This window comes from Pseudomonas asturiensis, assembly GCF_900143095.1.
Taxonomy (GTDB): Bacteria; Pseudomonadota; Gammaproteobacteria; order Pseudomonadales; family Pseudomonadaceae; genus Aquipseudomonas; species Aquipseudomonas asturiensis.
On sequence record NZ_FRDA01000006.1, the window covers coordinates 64,243 to 85,703 of the forward strand.

Genomic DNA, 21,461 nt, shown 5'->3' on the forward strand with positions numbered 1-21,461 from the left:
CTGTGAGCAAGCAGCAGGACCGTTCTGCTACCCTGCCAGGGTGCAAAAACCTTGGAGATGCCCATGGAAACCGATCCGATTTGCCTTGTTTTCATACCTGCACTGGTAGTCATTCTGACAGCCGTAGAAAACGAAAAAGGCTCGCCACTCACTGAGGAGGAAGTCGTCGGCATCCGGGACAAGGCGACATGCATGGCAGTCCGGTTCAGTGTCGCGCTCAGTATGGAAAAGGAGCGAGGCTACCCGGATATCGTTGCTGAGAACTGCTGGGAGGAATGGCAGCGCCATCGCGGGCAAGCCCCCTCCCACAACCTGGTGTTCGCTGCAACGTAGCGCAAAATCCCCCTTCCCCTCGCAAATTCCAGAATCACAGCTAAACCTATCCTGTAGCGACTTCGCGCATGTTGCCCCCAGTTCGTCATCAACGGACGGAAGGTACGTGTGCGGTCTCAAGTTGCCGTGAACAAGGCAGATAACCCTTACGTTGCTTCTAGCCGCTGTAATGTTCAAGGATCGAACCCATGACGTCGAGTCAGTACGGTAGTACTCCAGGTCAAAGTCATCCCCGCTTCCTCTGGTTTCCGCTGGTCCCGGTCATCCCGGCCATTGCCTGGATCCTGACTCAGTCGGGCACCTCTTCTGCCAATCTTGCTGCCTGTGCTGTGCTGATCATTCTCGGCGCAGGTGCCGGCGTGTGGAGTGCGCGCTCGCAACGCGACGAAGCCTTGCGTATTACAGCGAACGCGCTGGAGCAGCATCAGGCCAACGACAGTGCGCTCGGCGCGCGGGCTTCTCGGGCGCAGCTCAATGAGGTGCTGCTGGGTGCCATGCCGATCTGGGCCAAGCAGGTGGAAAGCTCGCGCCAGCAGACCGAAACCGCGATTATCGAGCTGACCAGCCGCTTCACCGGCATCGCCGAACGCTTGCAGGAAACGGTTCAGGCCTCCCAACAGGCCGCCGGTGAGCTGGACGGACAGAACGCCGATGGTGCGCTGAAAGTGCTGGCTCAAAGCGACAGCGAGTTGAGCCAGGTCATTGATTCCTTGAAGGCCACGCAGGCCAGCCGCGACGAGACGCTCACTCAGGTACGCAGCCTGACCGCGTACACCGGCGAATTGCGCACCATGGCGGCCGATGTGGCGGCCATTGCGGCGCAGACCAATTTGCTGGCGCTCAACGCCGCCATCGAAGCGGCTCGCGCCGGGGAAGCCGGACGAGGCTTCGCAGTGGTCGCGGATGCCGTGCGCAGCCTGTCGAGCAAGTCCAGCGAGACCGGCCAGCAGATGTCGGCCAAGGTCGACATCATCAACAACGCCATCACCCAGTTGGTGCAGGCCGCGTCCAGCGGTGCCGATCAGGACAGCCACTCGGTGGCCGAGTCCGAGCAAAGCATTCAGCATGTCCTGCAACGCTTTCAGAACATCACCGGTCGCCTGGCCGAGTCTGCCGACCTGCTCAAGCAGGAAAGCCACGGGATTCGCGACGAGATGACCGACGTGCTGGTCAGCCTGCAGTTTCAGGATCGGGTCAGCCAGATCCTCACCCATGTGCGGGACAACATCGATTCGCTGCACGCCCATCTGCAGCAGTCCAGCCAGTCACCCGACGACGCCATCGCGATCAATGCCCGTGAGTGGCTGGCGCGCATGGAGTCCACCTACGCCACCGACGAACAACGCCGTACGCACCATGGCGAATCGGCTGCGCAGCAGAATTCTCAGGAAATCACGTTCTTCTAGGAGCGAATCATGGCTAAGAGTGTATTGGTGGTCGACGACTCGAGCAGTGTTCGGCAAGTCGTCGGTATCGCCTTGAAAAGCGCCGGGTATGACGTTATCGAAGCCAGCGATGGCCGAGATGCACTGGGCAAGCTCACGGGCCAGAAAGTGCACCTGATCATCAGCGACGTGAACATGCCGAACATGGATGGCATCACCTTCGTCAAGGAGGTGAAGAAGCTGGCCAATTATAAGTTCACGCCCATCATCATGCTGACCACCGAGTCGCAGGAATCGAAGAAGGCCGAGGGTCAGGCCGCCGGAGCCAAGGCCTGGGTGGTGAAGCCTTTCCAGCCCGCACAAATGCTGGCAGCGGTCTCCAAGCTCATTCTGCCCTGAGCTTGCCAGCCAAGGAGACCTGCATGCCGATGTTGAGCGAAACGATCGATGACACCGTGCGTGTGAGCATCGATGGCGAACTGACGATCTACACCGTCACCGAACTGGCCGCAGGGCTGCTGCCGCAGATCGGCGCCGCGCCGCGTATGGAAATCGACCTGTCGCAGGTCACCGAGATGGACGGCGCGGGTTTTCAACTGCTGGCGGTGGTCGAGCGTGAGGCTGGCAGGACCGGCACTTCGCTCAGTCTGAGCGGGCAGAGCAAGGCGGTCGTGGAAACATTCGAGCTGTGTCATCCGGGTGCCTTCGTGTAGCCCCCGTCGCAGTGTGGTTCAGTGATCGAAAAAGGAAGTCCACGTGAGCATTAATCTCGATCAGGCACAGCAGACGTTCATCGTCGAGGCTCGCGAGCTGTTGCAGGCCATGGAGGAATCCCTCCTGCAACTCGAAAGCGAGCCAGGCGATCAGGATGCCATTGGCGCGATATTCCGTGCTGCTCACACCATCAAGGGCTCAGCCGGGCTGTTTGGTCTGACCCCGATTGTCAGCTTTACCCACATCGTCGAGGACGTTCTCGACCGACTGCGCGAAGGCAGCGTGTCGGTGGACGCGCAGTTGATCGCGGTGCTGCTCAAGTCCGGCGATCACATGCTGGAGTTGATCGACGTCGTGGCCAGCCGTGGCGAGCAGCTTCAAGCCCCGGCGCTTGAGCGTGAAGCGCGCTTGCGTGAGGCGTTGCAGGCGTATCAGGCACCCACGGATGCGCCCGCCGCAGCCGAACCCACACAGGACCGGTCAAGCAGCGATGTGCAGCCGCAAAGGCTGTGGCACATTTCCCTGCGCTTCGGCGTGGACGTGTTTCGCAACGGCATGGACCCACTGTCGTTCCTGCGTTACCTCAATACGCTGGGTCAGATGGTTCAGGTCACGACCGTGACGGACACCATTCCAGCCATTGACGCGTGGGACCCGGAATCCTGTCATCTGGGTTTCGAGATTGATTTTCGCTCGGCAGCCGGGCACGCAGCGATCAACGAGGTGTTCGATTTTGTGCGTGAAGACTGCGCCGTGGAGATCACCGTCGTAGACGAAAGCACTGAATCCACGGGCACCGGTTTGATGTCGCAGGACGATCACAACCCGGTGGTCAGCAGCGGCGAATTGCTGGGCGATCAGCGCGCCGTGCCGAGAGGCCCTGCTCAGGTTCCTGCAGAGCGCGCGTCGTCTTCGGCCGAGCAGAAGAGCAAGGACGGCCGCTATGTGCGGGTCAACGCCGACAAGCTCGATGAGCTGATCAACCTGGTCGGTGAGCTGGTGATTGCCAGTGCCGGCGCGAACCTGCTGGCGCGCTCCTGCAACAACGCTCCGCTGCAGGAAGCCAGCTCGACGGTGTCGGGGCTGGTCGAGGAGATTCTGGACGGCGCGCTGCACCTGCGCATGATCCCCATCGGCGACACTTTCAACCGGTTCCGCCGCGTGGTGCGCGATGTCAGTCAGGAACTGGGCAAGGACATCGACCTGATCATCAGTGGCGCGGAGACCGAACTGGACAAGACCGTGGTCGAGAAAATCGGCGACCCGCTCATGCACCTGCTGCGCAATTCAATGGACCACGGCATCGAAAGCGCCGAAGCGCGACGTGCCGCTGGCAAGCCCGCCAAAGGTTATCTGAGCCTCAACGCTTATCACGACTCCGGCAGTATCGTGATCGAGATTGCCGACGATGGCGCTGGCCTGAACCGCGAGCGCATTCTGCAGAAAGCGCAGGAGCGTGGCCTGGTGGCCAGCGGCGCTACGCTGAGCGATCAGGAAATCTACAACCTGATTTTCGAGCCCGGTTTCTCCACCGCCGAGGCGGTCACCAACCTGTCCGGGCGTGGCGTCGGCATGGATGTAGTCAAGCGCAACATCACCTTGCTGCGTGGCACCGTGGACCTGGACAGCCAGCCCGGTCAGGGCACCATCGTGCGAATCCGCCTGCCGCTGACGCTGGCGATCATCAACGGCTTTCTGGTCGGCATCGACCAGTCGACCTATGTCATTCCGCTGGACATGGTCCAGGAGTGCATCGAACTCGACGAACAGGATCGCCAGTCCAGTCGCGAGAATGGCTATCTGGACTTGCGCGGCGAAGTCCTGCCGCTGGTGAACCTGCGTGATCACTTCAACCACGAAGGCCCGGTCGCGCGCCGTCAGAACGTGGTGGTGGTGCGTTACGCCGAGCACAAGGCCGGGCTGGTGGTGGACGACCTGCTCGGTGAGTTTCAGACCGTCATCAAGCCGCTGGGCAAGCTGTTCGGCGGGCTGCGTGGCATCAGCGGCTCGACCATCCTGGGCAGCGGCGCGGTGGCACTGATTCTCGACATCCCGGCGCTGCTCAACCAGATCGTTCAACTGGAAACCCGCTCGACCCAATCCCCTCATTCGCTCTCGGCTGCGGCTCGCTGACGCGCCTGCAATTCCATGGAGGTAACCCCGATGAAATGGTTTTACGATCTGAAAATATCCACCAAGCTGATTTCCTCCTTTCTGGTGGTGCTGGTGCTGACGGCGGCCATGGGCGTCTTCGCCATCATCCAGCTCGGGCAGGTCAACCAGACGGCTCAGGACATGAAGGAAAACTGGATGCCGTCCATGCGGGCGGCGTCGGGCATGCGTTTTTACGCCGCCAGCTACCGCCTGAAGGAAAACCGCCACATCGCGGCCGATACCGCACAGGAAAAAGGCCAGATGGAACAGGAGGCTGCAGAAGCCCGCAAGCAATTCGAAACCCGCCTGGGAACCTACGAAAAGCTGCTCTCCAACGACACCGACCGCCAGATGTTCAACAACGTAACAACGGCATGGACTGCGTACCTTGCGGTCAGTAAAGAGCTGTTCGAGCAGTCCCGACAAGGCCTTGAGACCGAGGCGCGTGTCTTGTTGAAAGGCAACTCCAAACTGCACTTCGATGAAGCGACCAACCAGTTGCAGAAAATGGTCGAACTCAACGACGCAGGCGCCACGACTGCCAGTGAAAGGGGCACGGCCCTGTACGAAGGCGCGCGTCTTTCGATCATCGCCGTGCTGGTCGCAGCGCTGCTGATCGGCCTGGGGCTGGCACTGTTCATCGCACGGATCATTTCGCGCCCGCTCAAGGAGGCCGCCATCGCCGCCGAACAACTGGCCGAGGGCAACCTCAACGCGCAGATTTCAGTCGGTTCCAAAGACGAAACCGGCATGGTGCTCAACGCCATGCGCAACATGGTCGGCAAGCTGGCCCACATCATCGGTGAAGTGCGCAACGCCGCCGACAATCTGGCCAGCGCCTCCGAAGAAGTCAGCGCCACGGCGCAGTCGATGAGCCAGGCGACCAGCGAGCAGGCGGCAAGCGTTGAGGAAACCAGCGCTTCGGTCGAGCAGATGAGCGCCAGCATCAATCAGAACACCGAAAACGCCAAGGTCACCGATGGCATGGCCAGCAAAGCCGCCAAGGAAGCCACCGAGGGCGGCGATTCGGTACAGCAGACCGTAGTGGCGATGAAGAAAATCGCCCAGCGCATCAGCATCATCGACGACATCGCCTACCAGACCAACCTGCTGGCGCTCAACGCCGCCATCGAAGCGGCCCGTGCAGGCGAGCACGGCAAGGGCTTCGCGGTGGTCGCGGCCGAGGTGCGCAAGCTGGCCGAACGCAGTCAGGTGGCGGCGCAGGAAATCGGCGAGCTGTCCTCAAGCAGCGTGGACATGGCCGAGAAAGCCGGCAAGCTGCTGGACGAGATGGTGCCGTCAATCAACAAAACCTCTGACCTGGTGCAGGAAATCAGCGCGGCCTCCGAAGAACAGGCCGCAGGCGTGGCGCAGATCAACACCGCCATGACGCAGCTCAATCAGGTGACACAGCAGAACGCGTCGAGCAGCGAAGAGCTGGCCGCCACGGCCGAAGAAATGAGCAGCCAGGCCGAGCAGTTGCAACAGGCCATGAGTTTCTTCGTGCTGAGCCCCGGCACTCAGACAGCCGTGACCAGCACCCACACCGATATGTCCGGCGGCAGTGCGCCGCGTCAACCGTCGCGACCGGCGCAACAGGCACCGAAACGGGCGTTCGCCTACAACATGGCCAGTGCCCCGGATGAATCGGAATTCACCCGTTTCTGATCGCAGGTTCGATACAGGGAGAAACCTATGGGCGCATTGGCCAACACCCGTCAGACCGCTGCGGCGGTCGAGGACGAGGCGCAGTACCTGACCTTCATGCTGGGGGGCGAGATGTTCGCCATCGGCATTCTGGGCATCAAGGAAATCATTGAGTACGGCAGCCTGACAGTGGTGCCGATGATGCCGTCGTTCGTGCGCGGGGTGATCAACCTGCGGGGCGCGGTGGTGCCAGTGGTGGACCTGTCGGCGCGTTTCGGTCGGCAGAACTCGGAGACCACCCGGCGCAGTTGCGTGATCATCATCGAAGCCAGCACCGAAGACGGTCAGCCGCAGGACATCGGTCTGCTCGTGGACACCGTCTCGGCGGTGCTGGAAATTCCCGCTGCGCAGATCGAGCCGCCACCGAATTTCGGCGCGCGGATTCGGGCCGACTTCATCAGTGGCATGGCCAAGGTCGAGGGCAAATTCGTCATCGTGCTGGAAGTCGACCGCGTGTTATCCATCGATGAAATGTCCAGCCTCGCCGAGGCAGGCCAGACGCCTGCGCTCGACTTCGACGCGCATTGAGGTCTGTTCATGCCTGACACAGCGTCGCTCAACGACCGCGAATTCGGCCAGTTTCAATCCTGGCTGTACCGCGCGGCGGGTATCAATCTGTCACCCGCCAAGAAAGCACTCGTGGCCGGGCGCCTGTTCAAGCGCCTCAAGCACTATGAGCTGGAAAGCTATGGCGACTATTTCAAGCTGATCATGACCGACCAGCGCCATGGTGAATTGCAGGTCGCTCTGGATTTGTTGACCACCAACGAAACCTATTTTTTCCGCGAGCCCAAGCATTTTGATTTCCTGCGTCAGCAGGTGCTGCCGCACGCCGCGCCGGGCAAACAGTTCAGGCTGTGGAGCGCCGCCAGTTCCTCGGGTGAAGAGCCCTATAGCCTGGCGATGACCCTGGCCGAAGGGCTGGGCACCACGCCCTGGGAAGTGATCGGTTCAGACATCAGCACTCAGGTGCTGGCCAAGGCACGCACTGGCCATTACCCCATGGAGCGCGCAGGCACCCTGCCCCAGCCGCTGCTGGTCAAGTATTGCCTGAAGGGCACGGGTCGCCAGAACGGCACGTTTCTCATCGACAAGTCCCTACGCAGCCGGGTCAACTTCGTGCAGATCAATCTCAATGAAACCCTGCCCGACCTGGGCGATTTCGACGTGATCTTTCTGCGTAACGTGATGATCTATTTCGATCAGGAGACCAAGAGCAAAGTGGTCGCGCGTCTGCTGCCGCGCCTCAAGTCCGGGGGGTACTTCATCATCAGCCACTCGGAAAGCCTCAACGGGGTGAACGACACGTTGAAACTGGTTGCGCCTTCGATTTACCGCAAACCATGAAAAAGCCTGTCGGCGCGACCGAAAGGGTGCTGGCACCCGGCGAAGTGGCATTTGCGACGCGTCCGGCCCGCCTGCGCACCCTGCTCGGCTCTTGCGTGGCAATTACGTTCTGGCACCCGCGGCGCCACATCGGCGGTATGTGTCATTTCATGCTGCCGGGGCGCAAACGCAAAGGGCAGCCTCTGGACGGCAAATACGCTGACGAAGCCCTGGAGTTGCTCATGGGGCATGTCCGGGCCAATCACACGCGGCCAGAGGACTACGAGGTCAAGCTGTTCGGTGGCGGGCAGATGTTTCCCGAGCATCGCAATGACCTTGGCCAACACGATGTTGCCAACCTGAACATCGGTGCCGCGCTGTCGCTTGCCGAGCACTATCATTTGCACCTGATTGCCCAGGACCTGGGCCGTACAGGCTACCGCAACATCATGTTCGACCTGTGGAGCGGCAACGTCTGGGTCCGGCACCAACCAACGGGAACGCTCGAAAAAGATGCCCACCAAAAAAATCAGCGTATTGCTGGTCGATGATTCGGCAGTAGTGCGACAAGTGCTTCTGGCGATCCTTAACGATACGCCGGACATGTATGTGATGGGTGCCGCTTCGGACCCGATCTTCGCCATGGACAAGCTGGCCCGGGAGTGGCCGGATGTAATCGTGCTGGACGTGGAAATGCCACGCATGGATGGCATCACCTTTCTCAAGAAGATCATGAGCGAGCGGCCGACGCCGGTGGTGATCTGCTCGTCCCTGACCCAGAAAGGCGCGGAGACGTCCTTGCAGGCGCTGTCGGCGGGTGCCGTGGAAATCATCACCAAACCCACCACGGGCCTGAAGAACTTTCTCATCGACTCGGCAGCGCAACTGGTGGCAGCGATTCGCGCGGCCGCCCATTCCAACGTCAAGAACCTGGGCAAACGGGTGGCCGCGCCGGTCCTGACGCCCGCCCACAAGCTCACCGCCGACGCCATCCTGCCTGCCGCCAGCGGCCAGGCGATGGCGCAAACCACGGAGCGTATCGTCGCCATTGGCACCTCGACCGGTGGCACCCAGGCGCTGGAGGCGGTGCTGACCGCATTGCCGCGAGTCTGTCCGGGCATCGTGATCGTGCAGCACATGCCGGAGAAGTTCACGGCGTCGTTCGCGGCACGCCTCGACAGCCTGTGCCAGATCGAAGTACGCGAGGCCCGGCACAACGATCGAATCCTGCCAGGCCTGGCGCTGATCGCACCGGGTGGCAAGCACATGATGGTGACGCGCAGCGGAGCCTACTACCATGTGCAGGTCATCGACGGCCCGCTGGTCAATCGGCATCGTCCGTCAGTGGATGTACTGTTTCGCTCGGTGGCCAGATTCGCTGGCAAGAACGCGACCGGCATCATCATGACGGGCATGGGCGATGACGGCGCGCGCGGCCTCAAGGAAATGCTCGACGCCGGCAGTTCGACTGTCGCTCAGGACGAAGCCAGCTGCGTGGTATTCGGCATGCCCAAGGAAGCCATCAAGCTCAACGCCGCGCAACGCATCATTGCGCTGCAGGACATTCATCAAGCCATTCTGCACAAGTGAGTCGGCGGCTTATTGCGCTGAGGGCGTGATGCTCGACACCCGCCCCACGAACGGGTCAAGCCGCTCGCGTGGCGCGTCGTGCTCGACCACGAGGCCTGCGACCTCCTCGCACTGCGCGACCTGATAGTGGGCGACGCTGGACAGCTTTTCGTTGGTGACGGCCACTACTACCTGGCCGCTTGCAGCCACCACGGCCCGTTTGAACTCGGCGTCTTCCAGACCGAAAGCGGTAACGCCGTTATCCGGGTCAATGGCGCAGGCCCCGAGAAAGCACAGGTCGAAGCTGAATTGCCGCAACTGCTCGACAGCCGTCAGCCCGATCACGCCTCCCGTCACAGGATTCAAACGGCCACCCAGCAGAATCACCTCGACCTTGGGCAATGACATCAGGGGCACGGCAATCAGGGGTGAGTTGGTAGTGATCGTCAGCTCAAGTCGGGGGTCGATGGCGCTGGCGATGGCCAGGTTAGTGGATCCGGCATCAATGAACACGTGCTGACCGCGACTCAGGTACGACGCCGCGGCCTGACCGAGAAGGTCCTTGCGCGAGGCGTCCTGCTGGACCCGAACCGCCATCGGCCCCTCGGAAGCGCGCAACAGAATCGCACCACCGTAGACCCGTTTGCACACGCCGGACGCAGCCAGCGCCGTAAGGTCACGGCGTATCGAGTGCTCAGAGACATTGAATTCGCTGGCCAGATCCGCCGCAATCACCCGCCCGAAACGGGCCAGGCGCTCATGGATCAACTGCTGGCGTTCGCCGGGAAAGGTTTCGTGGGCTGGAGTCATGGCAATCAGGAACCTGCATAAACGAGCATTAACGATCACAAACGAGCGAAATATGCCGACTATTCAGGGTGGCGTCAAATGGCAGGTGGCAGGCTGAAGCCTGATTCGCAGACATTCGCTGTAAGCCTCCCGGAACGCCCAACGTCCCGGGCTGCATGCCCATGCGGATGGCAGCGCATGGGCACGCTCAGGTGCTCATATCAAAGCGATGGCAACTGCCCGATACGACCCATCATCTCGGTCACGATTTGCAGGTCGAGCAGGAATTGCTCGGTGGTCTTGAACTCGTTGTCGGTGTGGCCGGTGTATTTGACTTCCGGTCTGGCCAGGCCGAACTGAACGCCGTTGGGTAACTTATGCACTGACGTGGCACCTGCGGAAGTGCCGAACTCGTGCTTCATGCCCAGGTTTTCGCTGGCCACGGCAAGCAGCGCCTTGACCCATTCACCCTCAGGATTGCGATACATCGGTTCGGCGATGGAGTAGTTGAAGGCTGGCGTGATCTGGCTCTTCTGGCTCCAGGCGGTCAGCTTGTCGGCGATCTCGGACTTGAGTTTTTCCGGGGATTTGCCTTTCGGCACGCGCAGGTTGATCGCCAGTTTGAAGGTCTTTTCGTCCATGCCCACAAAGGTCGGCGACGCGGTCAGCGGCCCCATGAAGTCATCGGCAAAACCAATGCCCAGCTTGTTGCCCAGATAGTCCAGGCCCCAATTGTCGGCGGCATAACGTGCAGCGTCGGTGATGTGGTTGTGCTTGAGCGCAACCTTGCCGTCCAGGCTGTTGATGAAGTCGAGCATCCGGGCGACCGGATTGACACCGGACTCAGGCTCGGAGGAGTGAGCAGACACGCCTGTGACCGTCAGCATCACGCCCTTGCCATCGACCGCTGCTGCCACATCGAAATTGCCGCCGTTGTTCTTGGCGTATTCAGTCCCGGCCTTCTGCAGGCTGGCAGCCAGCTCGGCGGGTGTGTCAGTCACCAGCATGGCCACCGATTTCGACGGAATCTGGTTGGTGGCCATACCGCCGGTCATCGACGTGATCTCGGCACCCGAGCCTTGTCCGGCACGCCGAGTGAAGCTGGCCATTACCGTACCGGAGCCTTTTTCGGCGATCACCACCGGATAGCCGCCATCCAGCGCCAGGTTGTAATTGGGCGTCGGGTTGCGTTCAAAGTAATACGGGATCGCGTCACCGGAGGTTTCTTCAGTGGTATCGATCAGCAGCTTGAAATTACGTGCCAGCGGCAGCTTCTCTTCCTTGATGACTTTCATGGCGTACATCGCGACCACGACGCCGTTCTTGTCATCTTCGGTGCCGCGCCCGTACATGCGGTCGCCGATCAGCGTGACCTTGAACGGGTCCAGTTTAGTGCCGTCGGGCAGTACCCAGTTTGCAGGCGTGACCGGCACGACATCGGCGTGCGCATGAATGCCCACCACCTCGTCGCCCGCGCCGTCCAGCGAGATCTCATAGACGCGGTTATCGATGTTGCGGAAGTTAAGGTTGAACGACTCCGCGAGGGCCTTAATCTTGTCGGCGATCCTGATGAACTCGGGGTTGTCGTGCTGCGCGACACCCTCCACCGCAAACGTCGGAATGGCCACCAGCTCACGCAGATTTTCAGTTGCAGCGCTGCCGTATTTCACCCGCGCGTAGAGACCCAGCAACCGATGGATTTCGTTTTGCTGCTCCGCTGTCAGGGTCTTGTTGTCGAGGAATGCGCTGAGGGCGGGTCTCAGGTTGTCGCTGCTGGCGAACTCACTCTGGGCGAGACGGCCCAGAAACTGCCGGAAATCCTTCACTGAAGCGTCGCTGAAGGACTTGAGAATGGCCGCGCTCTGCTGTGGCGTAATGTTGGCTTGTGCAGCGGTGGTGAACGACGAAAGGCTGGCGAACATCAGGGTGGTCGCAGCCAGATGCTTGAGTGAAAAATTCATTGCGCAAGGCATTCCTTTGCAGAAAAGGCGTGAGAAATAGCTGATCACTTGATCAGAAACGTTCTCAAAATAGCACCTGAAAGGACGACTGCGGGAGCCTGCGCTCCGTGTTCTGTCGCCTTGACCGGTAAAAGCGGCGCAGAAATGAAAAACCTGATGACGCGATGCCGCGCAGACGCAACCATACGCGCCCCCTGAACAGACGCTTAAAACAATTGAAGTTTTAAATAACGCGCTTATTCCAGGCCGACAAAAACGTGATACACAAAACGGTAATAAACACCCTCCCCAGTGTCTGATATTCGCAAGACAAACACATGAATTCAAATCAAATAAAATGGAAAGTCGCGACAAACCTGTCGCTTCACTTAACGATCTCGAAGATTGCAACACGGCACCCGTCATTCGGATCAACAATGCCTTCATTGAACGTCGCCCTGCGATCTTCAAGCGCCGCTTAACGCAATGAAACCGGGCATCAGCGCGACTCGCCCTGTGTATAGCCCTGAACGCGATGCGTGTGCAGAACCTTCGTGAGCGTGATGAACTACAGCTGTTTTAAAACATTAAAAACACCGCAGGAATGCCGCACCTTATAAAGGTTATTTCATTTGATCTGCGCACAGAGCGCCACTAACTTCTGCGCACTCACCCCGTGATGAAAAACACACTTAACGTTGTCCGTCCCCTGAGGGAAAGATAGTGCCGAATCAGGTTTTCCTTCCTTTTTCTCGCCCCTCTATGGGCGACGAAGAGATTGCGGCTGTAACCCGCGTGCTGAAGTCCGGCTGGATTACCACCGGGCCGGAATGCCAGCAACTCGAAGAGCAATTCGCCGAGCGTGTCGGGGCGCAGCATGCGATAGCGTTGTCGTCGGCCACCGGCGCCATGCATGTCGCATTGCTGGCATTGGGTGTCGGCCCCGGCGATGAAGTGATCACGCCCTCCCAGACCTGGGTGTCTACGGCAAACATGATTTGTCTGCTGGGCGCGACGCCGGTGTTCGTCGATGTGGACCGCGACACCTTGATGGTTGACGCCACGCAGATCGAACAGGCCATCACTCCCCGAACCAAGGCGATTGTGCCGGTGCACTATGCAGGCGCTGCGCTCAACCTGGATCCCCTCCATGCGCTTGCCAACCGCTACGGCATTGCTCTCATCGAGGACGCCGCCCACGCAGCCGGCACCGAATACAAAGGCCGCCCGGTGGGCGCTCGGGGCACGGCGATTTTTTCGTTTCACGCCATCAAGAACATGACCTGCGCCGAAGGCGCGATGCTGGTCACCGACGACCGTGGACTGGCGGACCGTGTACGCCAGCTGAAATTTCATGGCCTGGGCGTCGATGCCTATGACCGCATGACACTGGGCCGCAAACCGCAGGCCGAGGTCATCGAGCCCGGCTTCAAGTACAACCTGGCCGACATCAACGCCAGCCTTGCACGGGTGCAGTTACAGCGCCTGAACGCGATCAATGCCAAACGCCAGATGCTCGCCAGTCGCTACCTCGACAGGCTGGCCAGCAGCGCCGTACTGCCACTCGCCCAACCCGACTATGCACAGCGTCACGCCTGGCATTTGTTCATCGTGCGCATTGATGCCGAGCGCTGCGGGCTGGACCGCGATGCGTTCATGAAAGCGCTGCAGGCGCACCATATCGGCAGCGGTATCCACTTCATCGCCACCCACCTGCACAGCTACTACCGCCAGCGTTTTCCCGATGTTCACCTGCCGGATACCGAGTGGAACTCCTCGCGGCTGTGCTCGATCCCGCTGTTTCCCGACATGACCCTGGACGATGTCGAGCGGGTTGTGGACGCCATTGAATCGATTGTGGAAGCCCACCCTTGAGACCCTACCCTATCCGTTGCGTGTCGATCGTCATCCCGGTCTACAACGAACAGCAAAGCCTGCCGGAACTGCTGCGGCGCACCGAAGCGGCCTGCGCACGGCTGCGCCATGATTACGAGATCGTGCTGGTCGACGACGGCAGCCGAGACCAATCCGCCGAGATCCTGCAACAGGCTGCCGAACGCGAAGGCAGTCAGGTCGTTGCAGTGATCCTGAACCGCAACTATGGCCAGCACGCGGCGATCATGGCCGGGTTCGAGCAGTGCAGGGGCGATGTGATCGTCACCCTCGACGCCGACCTGCAAAACCCGCCGGAAGAGATTCCGCGCCTCATCGCCCTGGCCGAACAGGGCTACGACGTGGTCGGCACGGTGCGTAACAACCGTCAGGACTCGGCCTGGCGACGTTGGCCCTCGAAGCTGATCAACCTCGCGGTGCAGCGCTCGACAGGCGTGGCCATGAACGATTACGGCTGCATGCTGCGCGCCTACCGACGCACCATCGTCGACGCGATGCTGGCCTGCCGTGAGCGCAGCACCTTCATCCCGATCCTGGCCAACAGCTTCGCCCGGCACACCACCGAAGTGCTGGTCGAACACGCCGAGCGCGAGCACGGCGACTCGAAGTACAGCCCCATGCGGTTGATCAATCTGATGTTCGACCTGATCACCTGCATGACCACCACGCCCCTGCGGCTGCTCAGCATCGTCGGCTTCAGCATGGCGTTTCTGGGCATTGTGTTCGCCGTGATGCTCATCGTTCTGCGGCTGATCTTCGGTGCGCCGTGGGCCGAGAACGGCACCTTCGTGCTGTTCGCCGTGCTGTTCGTGTTCACGGGCGGACAGTTCATCGGCATGGGCCTGCTGGGTGAGTACCTGGGTCGCATGTACAGCGATGTACGGGCCCGGCCGCGCTTCTTTATCGAAAAGGTCGTGCGCCGCTCAACCGAGACGACGACTGACCTTGTTGACTCCTCCGCTTCTCCTTATCTGAACAAGGTTGCGCCATGAGCACTAAAGCTGTCGTTTTCGCTTATCACGATATTGGCTGTGTCGGCCTGCAGGCGTTGCTGGAGGCCGGTTATGACATCGCGGCTGTGTTCACCCACGCCGATGACCCTGGCGAAAAGACCTTCTTCAGTTCGGTCGCTCAACTGTGCGCGCAACACGACATACCGGTGCACGCTCCCGAAGACCCGAACCATCCGCTGTGGATCGAGCGTATCGACAAGCTGAACCCGGATTTCATCTTCTCGTTCTACTACCGCCAGTTGCTCAGCGAACCGTTGCTGGCCTGCGCGACGAAGGGCGCACTCAATCTGCACGGTTCGCTGCTGCCACGCTATCGGGGCCGGGCGCCCGCGAACTGGGTACTGGTCAACGGCGAACGCGAAACCGGCGTGACCCTTCACCACATGGTCAAGCGCGCAGATGCAGGCCCCATCGTGGCGCAGCAACGCGTGCCGATCAGTACGCTGGACACCGCGCTGACGCTGCACGGAAAACTGCGCGAGGCCGCCGCCAATCTGCTCTCCGACGCGCTGCCGTTGCTGGCCCTGGGCAGGTTGCCCGGCACGCCGCAGGACGAAACCCAGGCAACGTACTTCGGCCGGCGCACGAAGGCGGACGGGCTGATCGACTGGGCACGCCCCGCCGCGCAACTGAACAACCTGATTCGCGCCGTCACCCAGCCCTACCCTGGCGCGTTCTGCGCGGTGGGCGAGCACACGATGATTATCTGGAGTGCGCGCGTAGAGGATGTCAGTCACGGTCTGGCACCCGGCACTGTGATCGGCTGCGACCCGCTGCGTATTGCCTGTGGCGAGGGCGCGCTGGTGATCAACGCAGGCCAGCGTGGCGATGAGGGCCTGTACCTGAGCGGCGCGCAACTGGCTCGCGAGTTCGGGCTGGTGGAAGGCTCGCGCCTGCAGGGCGCTGGCGAGGGCCGCACGGCGCGTCGCACTCGTGTGCTGATTCTGGGCGTCAACGGCTTTATCGGTAACCACCTGTCCGAGCGTCTGCTGCAGGACGAGCGCTATGAAATCTACGGCATGGACATCGGTTCGGACGCCATCGAACGACTGCGTGCCAAACCCAACTTCCATTTCATCGAAGGCGATATCAGCATTCATACCGAGTGGATCGAATACCACATCAAGAAGTGCGACGTGGTTCTGCCGCTGGTGGCCATTGCAACGCCCATCGAGTACACCCGCAATCCGCTGCGCGTGTTCGAACTGGATTTCGAGGAAAACCTCAAGATCGTTCGCTACTGCGTTAAATACAACAAGCGGGTGATTTTCCCGTCCACCTCCGAAGTCTATGGCATGTGCCAGGACGCCAGCTTCAGCGAAGACACGTCCAATCTGGTGGTCGGCCCGATCAATAAGCAGCGCTGGATCTACTCCGTGTCCAAGCAGTTGCTGGACCGCGTGATCTGGGCCTATGGCCAGAAAGGGTTGCAGTTCACGCTGTTCCGCCCGTTCAACTGGATGGGGCCACGCCTGGACCGCCTGGACTCGGCACGCATCGGCAGCTCTCGCGCCATTACTCAATTGATCCTGCACCTGGTGGAAGGCACGCCCATCCGGCTGGTGGATGGCGGCGCGCAAAAGCGCTGCTTTACCGACGTGGTCGATGGCATCGAGGCACTGGCGCGTATCATCGAAAACCGAGGCGACCGCTGCAACGGTCAGATCATCAACATCGGCAACCCGGACAACGAGGCCAGCATTCGGCAACTGGGCGAAGAGCTGCTGCGTCAGTTCGAAGCCCACCCGCTGCGGTCCAACTTCCCGCCGTTCGCAGGTTTTCGTGAGGTGGAAAGCCAGTCGTTCTATGGCAAGGGCTATCAGGACGTCAGCCACCGCAAACCCTGCGTCGACAACGCAAGGCGGCTGCTGGACTGGACGCCGACCATTGAGCTGAGCGAAACCATCGGCAAGACGCTGGATTTCTTTCTGCGCGAAGCCATGGCCGAACAAGCGGATCGGCATTGATGCGGGCAGGCCTGAGAATCGACGTCGACACCTACCGCGGCACCCGTGAAGGCGTGCCGCGTTTGCTGGACATGCTGGACGAGGCACAGATCAAGGCCACGTTCTTTTTCAGCGTCGGCCCGGACAACATGGGCCGCCACCTATGGCGGCTGATTCGCCCGCAGTTCTTCTGGAAAATGCTGCGCTCGCGAGCCGCCAGCCTGTACGGCTGGGACATTCTGCTTGCCGGCACGGCCTGGCCGGGCAAGCCGATAGGCCGCGATCTGGGTCCGTTGATGCGCCGCGCCATGGAGGCAGGCCACGAAGTCGGCCTGCACGCCTGGGACCATCACGGCTGGCAAGCCCATGCCGGACACTGGAACGCGTCGCGTCTGACGGCGCAGATCCGCCGGGGCGTCGATTGCCTGAGCGATATTCTGGGCGGCCCGGTGACCTGTTCAGCCGCTGCAGGCTGGCGCGCCGACGCGCGCGTCGTGCATGCCAAGCAACCTTTCGGGTTTCGCTACAACAGTGACTGCCGGGGCCATTCGCTGTTTCGTCCGCTGCTGGCCGACGGCACACCGGGCACACCACAGATTCCCGTGGATCTGCCGACCTTTGACGAAATGGTCGGCCCGCAACTCGACGCCGAGGCGTTCAACCGCTTCATCCTCGGGCGTTTCGCCGTTGATCAACTGAACGTCTACACCCTGCATGCCGAAGTCGAAGGCATTGTGATGGCCGATGAGTTCAGGCAGTTGCTTGCGCAGGCGCGTGCTCAAGGCATCCGCTTTCAGCCCCTGGGTGACCTGTTGCCGGACGCCATCGAGCAGTTGCCATCCGGTCAGGTGGTTCGCGGCACCCTTGCAGGACGCGAAGGCTGGCTCGGGGTGCAACGATGACCTCAAGCCGCAGCCGTGACATCGCCCTGCTGTTGCTGGCGTTTGTCGTCGCCTGCCTGTTGCCGCTTGGCTCGCACGGGCTGTGGATTCCCGATGAGACACGCTACGCGCAGATCAGCCAGGAAATGCTCCGCACCGGACAGTGGGCTGCGCCGCACTTCATGGGCGTGCGTTACTTCGAAAAACCCGCCGCCGGTTACTGGTTGATCGCCGCCGGGCAGGCACTTTTTGGCGAGAACCTGTTCGGCGTGCGCATAGCTTCGGCGTTGAGCACTGGCCTGAGCGCCTGGCTGGCCTGGCTGATTGCCTCATGGATATGGAACGACCGGCGCAAAAGCTTCGCCAGTGCGCTGCTGTTCATGAGCTTTGGCTTCGTTGCCGGGCAAGCGGGTTATTGCAACCTGGATCCGCAGTTCACGCTGTGGGTCAACCTGTCACTGGTGGCGTTCTGGTATGCGGCTCACAGCAGCGGCCGCGCACGAGTGGGCGCGTGGATGGTGCTGGGGCTGGCCTGTGGCATGGGTTTCATGACCAAGGGATTTCTGGCCTGGGCGCTGCCGGTGCTCATTACCGTGCCTTACATGCTGTGGCAGAAACGCCTGCTCGAACTGATCCGCTATGGCCTGCTCGCGGTGGCGGTCGCCATTGCCGTGTGTCTGCCGTGGGTGCTGACGGTTCATGACCAGGAGCCCGATTACTGGCGCTTTTTCTTCTGGCACGAGCATGTTCGCCGTTTCGCAGGGGAAGATGCCCAGCATGCCCAGCCCGTATGGTTCTACCTGCCCACGCTGATACTCGCTACCCTGCCCTGGGCGCTGTTGCTACCCATAACGTTCAGGCAGGCCTGGCAGCAGAGAAGCCGGCCGGCCATCGGTTTTCTGCTGATGTGGACCCTTCTGCCGCTGATCTTTCTGAGCCTGAGCAGAGGCAAGCTGCCCACCTACATCCTGCCGTGCCTGCTGCCATTGGCACTGCTGATGGCCGACGCGCTGGTCGAACGGCTCAAGCACGGCCCTGTCACGGCCTTGCGCCTCAATGGCTGGGCAAATGCCACCGCCGCGCTCGTCGGCCTGGTGGCGCTGCTGTACTTGCAATGGAAGGACCCAATCTACGCCCACGAACCGATGCACCTGCTGCTGGCCATCAGTGTGCTGACGGCCTGGATCCTGACGAATGCGCTGCAAGGCCTGCGTCCGCAGTCGTTGTGGGCGATGCCCGCAGCAGGCAGTCTGCTGTTGGTGGCGTTGTTGCCTGCGGCGCTGCCTTACAGCCTGGTATATGACAAAACGCCCGACCAGTTCGTCGCCCGGCATTACTCGGCGCTGGTCGCCAGCCAGTCGCTACTGAGCAATGACCTGGGGGCGGCCTCGGCCCTGGCATGGCGGCTCAAACGTTCGGACGTCACCTTATTCAATACCTGGGGCGAGCTGAAATACGGCCTCGACTACCCGGATGCCAGCCAGCGCCAGGTCAGCTTGAAGGGCATTGATGCATGGATGAGCGAAGCCCGGCGTCACGGCCAGGTCGGCGTGATCATGCGCGGTGACGGAAAAGAAGAATTGCGCGAGCTCAATGCGCTGCCCAAAGACGGCACGCGTTATGTAGAAGGCGATCTGGTCATCGTGATCTACGGGCAGTCAGGGTCATGACGTGGCTATTGCTGCTCGCCGCCTGCCTGCTGACCTGCCTGGGCCAGATTGCCCAGAAACTCGCGGTCGAACGCTGGCGGGGTCAGTTTCCCGGCCTGCTGGCGGCGGCGCGCTCGGCCTGGCTATGGCTCGCGGTGTCGTGCCTGGGCCTTGGGTTGCTGGTCTGGCTGATGGTGTTGCAGCGCATGGACGTCGGCGTTGCGTACCCGATGCTGGGCCTGAATTTCGTACTGATCACCCTGACCGGCCGGTACCTGTTCAACGAGCCGGTCGACCAGCGGCACTGGCTGGGCGTGATCCTGATTCTGGCGGGCGTCGTTCTGTTGGGGCGTCAGGCATGATCCGCCCGGGTGTGATGCTGGCCCTTGGCAGCGTGATGCTGGTCAGCGCCGCGCAACTGGGCATGCGCTGGGGCATGAGTCGCCTGCCCTCGCCTTCAGGATTGATCGAGACTCAGGGTCTGGCGCTGCTTGATTGGCACGCCATGGTTGTCATTTTCGCTTCAATAGGGGCCTATGCGCTGTCGATGCTGCTGTGGCTGCTGGCCCTGCGCCGTTTGCCCCTGAGCCGTGCCTATTCGTTACTGAGCATCAGCTACGTGCTGGTGTACCTGCTGGCCGCTGGCCTGCCGTTTTTCCATGAGACGTTCACGGTATCGAAAACTGTGGGTGTCATCCTGATCGTGATGGGGGTTCTGACCATCAACCTTCGGCGCATTTCTCGCACTTCTCTGCAGGGTTCTTTCCATGAAAATCAGCGTTTTCGGTAGCGGATATGTCGGTCTGGTACAAGCAGCAGTGCTTGCCGAAGTGGGTCATGACGTTGTGTGCATGGACATCGATCAGGCCAAGGTCGATCAATTGAGCCAGGGTCAGGTGCACATCTACGAGCCAGGACTGGCCAATCTGGTACGCGAAAACCTTGACCATAAACGCCTGCATTTCACCAGCGACGAACAAATGGCCGTCGAACATGCCGAGGTGCTGTTCATCGCCGTCGGCACGCCGTCCTGCGAGGATGGATCAGCGGACATGCGCAGCTTCTTCGCGGTCGGCGAGAGCATTGCCCGGCACCGTAGCGAACCGCTGATCATCGTGGAAAAATCCACCGTGCCGGTGGGCAGTGGTGACGCGCTGCGTGCGCATCTCGACAAGGCCCTGCGCCAGGCCGGACGCCTGTTGCAATTCGATATCGTCTCCAACCCGGAATTTCTCAAGGAAGGCTCGGCCGTCAACGACTGCCGTCGCCCGGACCGCATTGTCATCGGCTGCGAAAACGAAGCGGTGCGCAAGGTCATGCGTGAACTGTACGCGCCGTTCAACCGTAACCACGACCGCATCATGTTCATGGACCTGCGCAGCGCCGAACTGACCAAATACGCGGCCAACTGCATGCTCGCAACCAAGATCAGCTTCATCAACCAGATCGCCGAGCTGGCCGAGCACCTGGGCGCGGATGTCGAGGCGGTGCGGCTGGGGATCGGTGCCGACTCGCGCATCGGCTATGACTTCATCTATCCCGGCTGCGGCTATGGCGGCTCCTGTTTTGGCAAGGACATCCGGGCCTTGATCCACAGTGCCCGTGAGGCCAATTGCTCCAACGACCTGCTGTCAGTGGTCGAGGCCATCAACGAGCGGCAGAAGAACAAGCTGTTCGAGCGGATCAACGCGTTCTACAAGGGAGATTTGCGCGGCAAGACTTTCGCGCTGTGGGGCCTTGCGTTCAAGCCCAATACCGACGACATGCGCGATGCGCCCAGCAGGGTCTTGATGGAAGCCCTGTGGGCAGCGGGAGCGACTGTGCGTGCGTTTGACCCAGAAGCCATGCAGGAAACCCAGCGAATCTACGGCTATCGCAAGGACCTGGTGTTGATGGGAACACCGGAATCGACACTCAACGACGCCGATGCGTTGATCATCTGCACCGAGTGGCAGCAGTTCAAGGCACCCGATTTCGACCTGATCCAGCAACGGCTCGGCGCGCCGGTGATTTTTGACGGGCGCAATCTGTATGACACCGAACGCCTGTCAAAAAGCGGCTTCCACTACTTCCCTATCGGCCGGGGCGAATCGTGCGAGCTGCCGATTCCGCAGAAACAATGGGCACCTGTGCAACCGGTCGTCACTCGTCAGACGGTCTGA

At 61.0% G+C, this 21,461-nt stretch carries 20 protein-coding genes; 18 read left to right on the plus strand and 2 right to left on the minus strand.

Annotated elements, in window-relative coordinates; genetic code table 11:
- Positions 1-63: 63 nt before the first annotated feature.
- The 10 genes from BUB69_RS12570 to BUB69_RS12615 all read left to right on the plus strand — a co-directional run bounded on the left by BUB69_RS12570 (position 64) and on the right by BUB69_RS12615 (position 9,209).
- Positions 64-333: a hypothetical protein gene (locus BUB69_RS12570; RefSeq protein ID WP_073166951.1), complete on the plus strand. Its 270-nt coding sequence runs from the start codon at positions 64-66 to the stop codon at positions 331-333.
- 494 nt (positions 334-827) lie between these two features.
- On the plus strand, positions 828-1,739 hold the full coding sequence (locus BUB69_RS12575; protein ID WP_425439366.1) for a methyl-accepting chemotaxis protein: 912 nt from the start codon (positions 828-830) through the stop codon (positions 1,737-1,739).
- Between the two features lie 9 nt (positions 1,740-1,748).
- Positions 1,749-2,117 (plus strand): response regulator, encoded by a 369-nt coding sequence (locus tag BUB69_RS12580; protein WP_073166955.1) that lies wholly within the window; start codon positions 1,749-1,751, stop codon positions 2,115-2,117.
- Between the two features lie 23 nt (positions 2,118-2,140).
- The gene (locus BUB69_RS12585; protein WP_073166957.1) at positions 2,141-2,431 is read left to right on the plus strand and encodes an STAS domain-containing protein; all 291 of its coding nucleotides are present in this window, start codon (positions 2,141-2,143) and stop codon (positions 2,429-2,431) included.
- A 43-nt stretch (positions 2,432-2,474) separates the two neighbouring features.
- Positions 2,475-4,565, plus strand: coding sequence for a chemotaxis protein CheA (locus BUB69_RS12590; protein WP_073166959.1), 2,091 nt, complete (start codon positions 2,475-2,477; stop codon positions 4,563-4,565).
- 30 nt (positions 4,566-4,595) lie between these two features.
- Positions 4,596-6,254 (plus strand): methyl-accepting chemotaxis protein, encoded by a 1,659-nt coding sequence (locus tag BUB69_RS12595; RefSeq protein WP_073166961.1) that lies wholly within the window; start codon positions 4,596-4,598, stop codon positions 6,252-6,254.
- Between the two features lie 27 nt (positions 6,255-6,281).
- Positions 6,282-6,821, plus strand: coding sequence for a chemotaxis protein CheW (locus BUB69_RS12600; protein ID WP_073166964.1), 540 nt, complete (start codon positions 6,282-6,284; stop codon positions 6,819-6,821).
- Between the two features lie 9 nt (positions 6,822-6,830).
- On the plus strand, positions 6,831-7,640 hold the full coding sequence (locus tag BUB69_RS12605; RefSeq protein ID WP_073166967.1) for a CheR family methyltransferase: 810 nt from the start codon (positions 6,831-6,833) through the stop codon (positions 7,638-7,640).
- On the plus strand, positions 7,637-8,170 hold the full coding sequence (cheD, locus tag BUB69_RS12610) for a chemoreceptor glutamine deamidase CheD (protein WP_073166970.1): 534 nt from the start codon (positions 7,637-7,639) through the stop codon (positions 8,168-8,170). Before BUB69_RS12605 ends, cheD begins: the two co-directional genes overlap by 4 nt.
- On the plus strand, positions 8,133-9,209 hold the full coding sequence (locus tag BUB69_RS12615; protein WP_073166972.1) for a protein-glutamate methylesterase/protein-glutamine glutaminase: 1,077 nt from the start codon (positions 8,133-8,135) through the stop codon (positions 9,207-9,209). Before cheD ends, BUB69_RS12615 begins: the two co-directional genes overlap by 38 nt.
- A gap of 9 nt (positions 9,210-9,218) precedes the next feature.
- Here BUB69_RS12615 and BUB69_RS12620 read toward each other — a convergent pair whose 3' ends face one another.
- Entirely contained in the window at positions 9,219-9,998 is a 780-nt protein-coding gene (locus tag BUB69_RS12620) for a DeoR/GlpR family DNA-binding transcription regulator (RefSeq protein ID WP_073166975.1), read from the minus strand.
- A gap of 200 nt (positions 9,999-10,198) precedes the next feature.
- Complete coding sequence (locus BUB69_RS12625) at positions 10,199-11,938, minus strand: dipeptidase (RefSeq protein WP_073166978.1); 1,740 nt, start codon at positions 11,936-11,938, stop codon at positions 10,199-10,201.
- A 702-nt stretch (positions 11,939-12,640) separates the two neighbouring features.
- Here BUB69_RS12625 and arnB point away from each other — a divergent pair.
- The 8 genes from arnB to BUB69_RS12665 are packed head-to-tail and all read left to right on the plus strand — an operon-like array spanning position 12,641 to position 21,461.
- Positions 12,641-13,792, plus strand: a complete 1,152-nt coding sequence (gene arnB, locus BUB69_RS12630) for a UDP-4-amino-4-deoxy-L-arabinose aminotransferase (RefSeq protein WP_275669755.1) — start codon at positions 12,641-12,643, stop codon at positions 13,790-13,792.
- Positions 13,789-14,802 carry an undecaprenyl-phosphate 4-deoxy-4-formamido-L-arabinose transferase gene (gene arnC / locus BUB69_RS12635; protein ID WP_073166985.1) on the plus strand — a complete coding sequence of 338 codons (1,014 nt, stop codon included), beginning with the start codon at positions 13,789-13,791 and terminating at the stop codon, positions 14,800-14,802. Before arnB ends, arnC begins: the two co-directional genes overlap by 4 nt.
- Positions 14,799-16,790 (plus strand): bifunctional UDP-4-amino-4-deoxy-L-arabinose formyltransferase/UDP-glucuronic acid oxidase ArnA, encoded by a 1,992-nt coding sequence (gene arnA / locus BUB69_RS12640; RefSeq protein WP_073166989.1) that lies wholly within the window; start codon positions 14,799-14,801, stop codon positions 16,788-16,790. The genes arnC and arnA overlap by 4 nt, the downstream gene beginning before the upstream one ends.
- On the plus strand, positions 16,787-17,671 hold the full coding sequence (arnD, locus tag BUB69_RS12645) for a 4-deoxy-4-formamido-L-arabinose-phosphoundecaprenol deformylase (RefSeq protein WP_425439365.1): 885 nt from the start codon (positions 16,787-16,789) through the stop codon (positions 17,669-17,671). Before arnA ends, arnD begins: the two co-directional genes overlap by 4 nt.
- The gene (arnT, locus tag BUB69_RS12650; protein WP_073166995.1) at positions 17,668-19,320 is read left to right on the plus strand and encodes a lipid IV(A) 4-amino-4-deoxy-L-arabinosyltransferase; all 1,653 of its coding nucleotides are present in this window, start codon (positions 17,668-17,670) and stop codon (positions 19,318-19,320) included. Before arnD ends, arnT begins: the two co-directional genes overlap by 4 nt.
- Positions 19,317-19,661, plus strand: a complete 345-nt coding sequence (arnE, locus tag BUB69_RS12655; RefSeq protein WP_073166999.1) for a 4-amino-4-deoxy-L-arabinose-phosphoundecaprenol flippase subunit ArnE — start codon at positions 19,317-19,319, stop codon at positions 19,659-19,661. Before arnT ends, arnE begins: the two co-directional genes overlap by 4 nt.
- Complete coding sequence (gene arnF, locus BUB69_RS12660) at positions 19,658-20,089, plus strand: 4-amino-4-deoxy-L-arabinose-phosphoundecaprenol flippase subunit ArnF (protein ID WP_073167002.1); 432 nt, start codon at positions 19,658-19,660, stop codon at positions 20,087-20,089. The genes arnE and arnF overlap by 4 nt, the downstream gene beginning before the upstream one ends.
- On the plus strand, positions 20,067-21,461 hold the full coding sequence (locus BUB69_RS12665) for a UDP-glucose dehydrogenase family protein (protein ID WP_073167006.1): 1,395 nt from the start codon (positions 20,067-20,069) through the stop codon (positions 21,459-21,461). The genes arnF and BUB69_RS12665 overlap by 23 nt, the downstream gene beginning before the upstream one ends.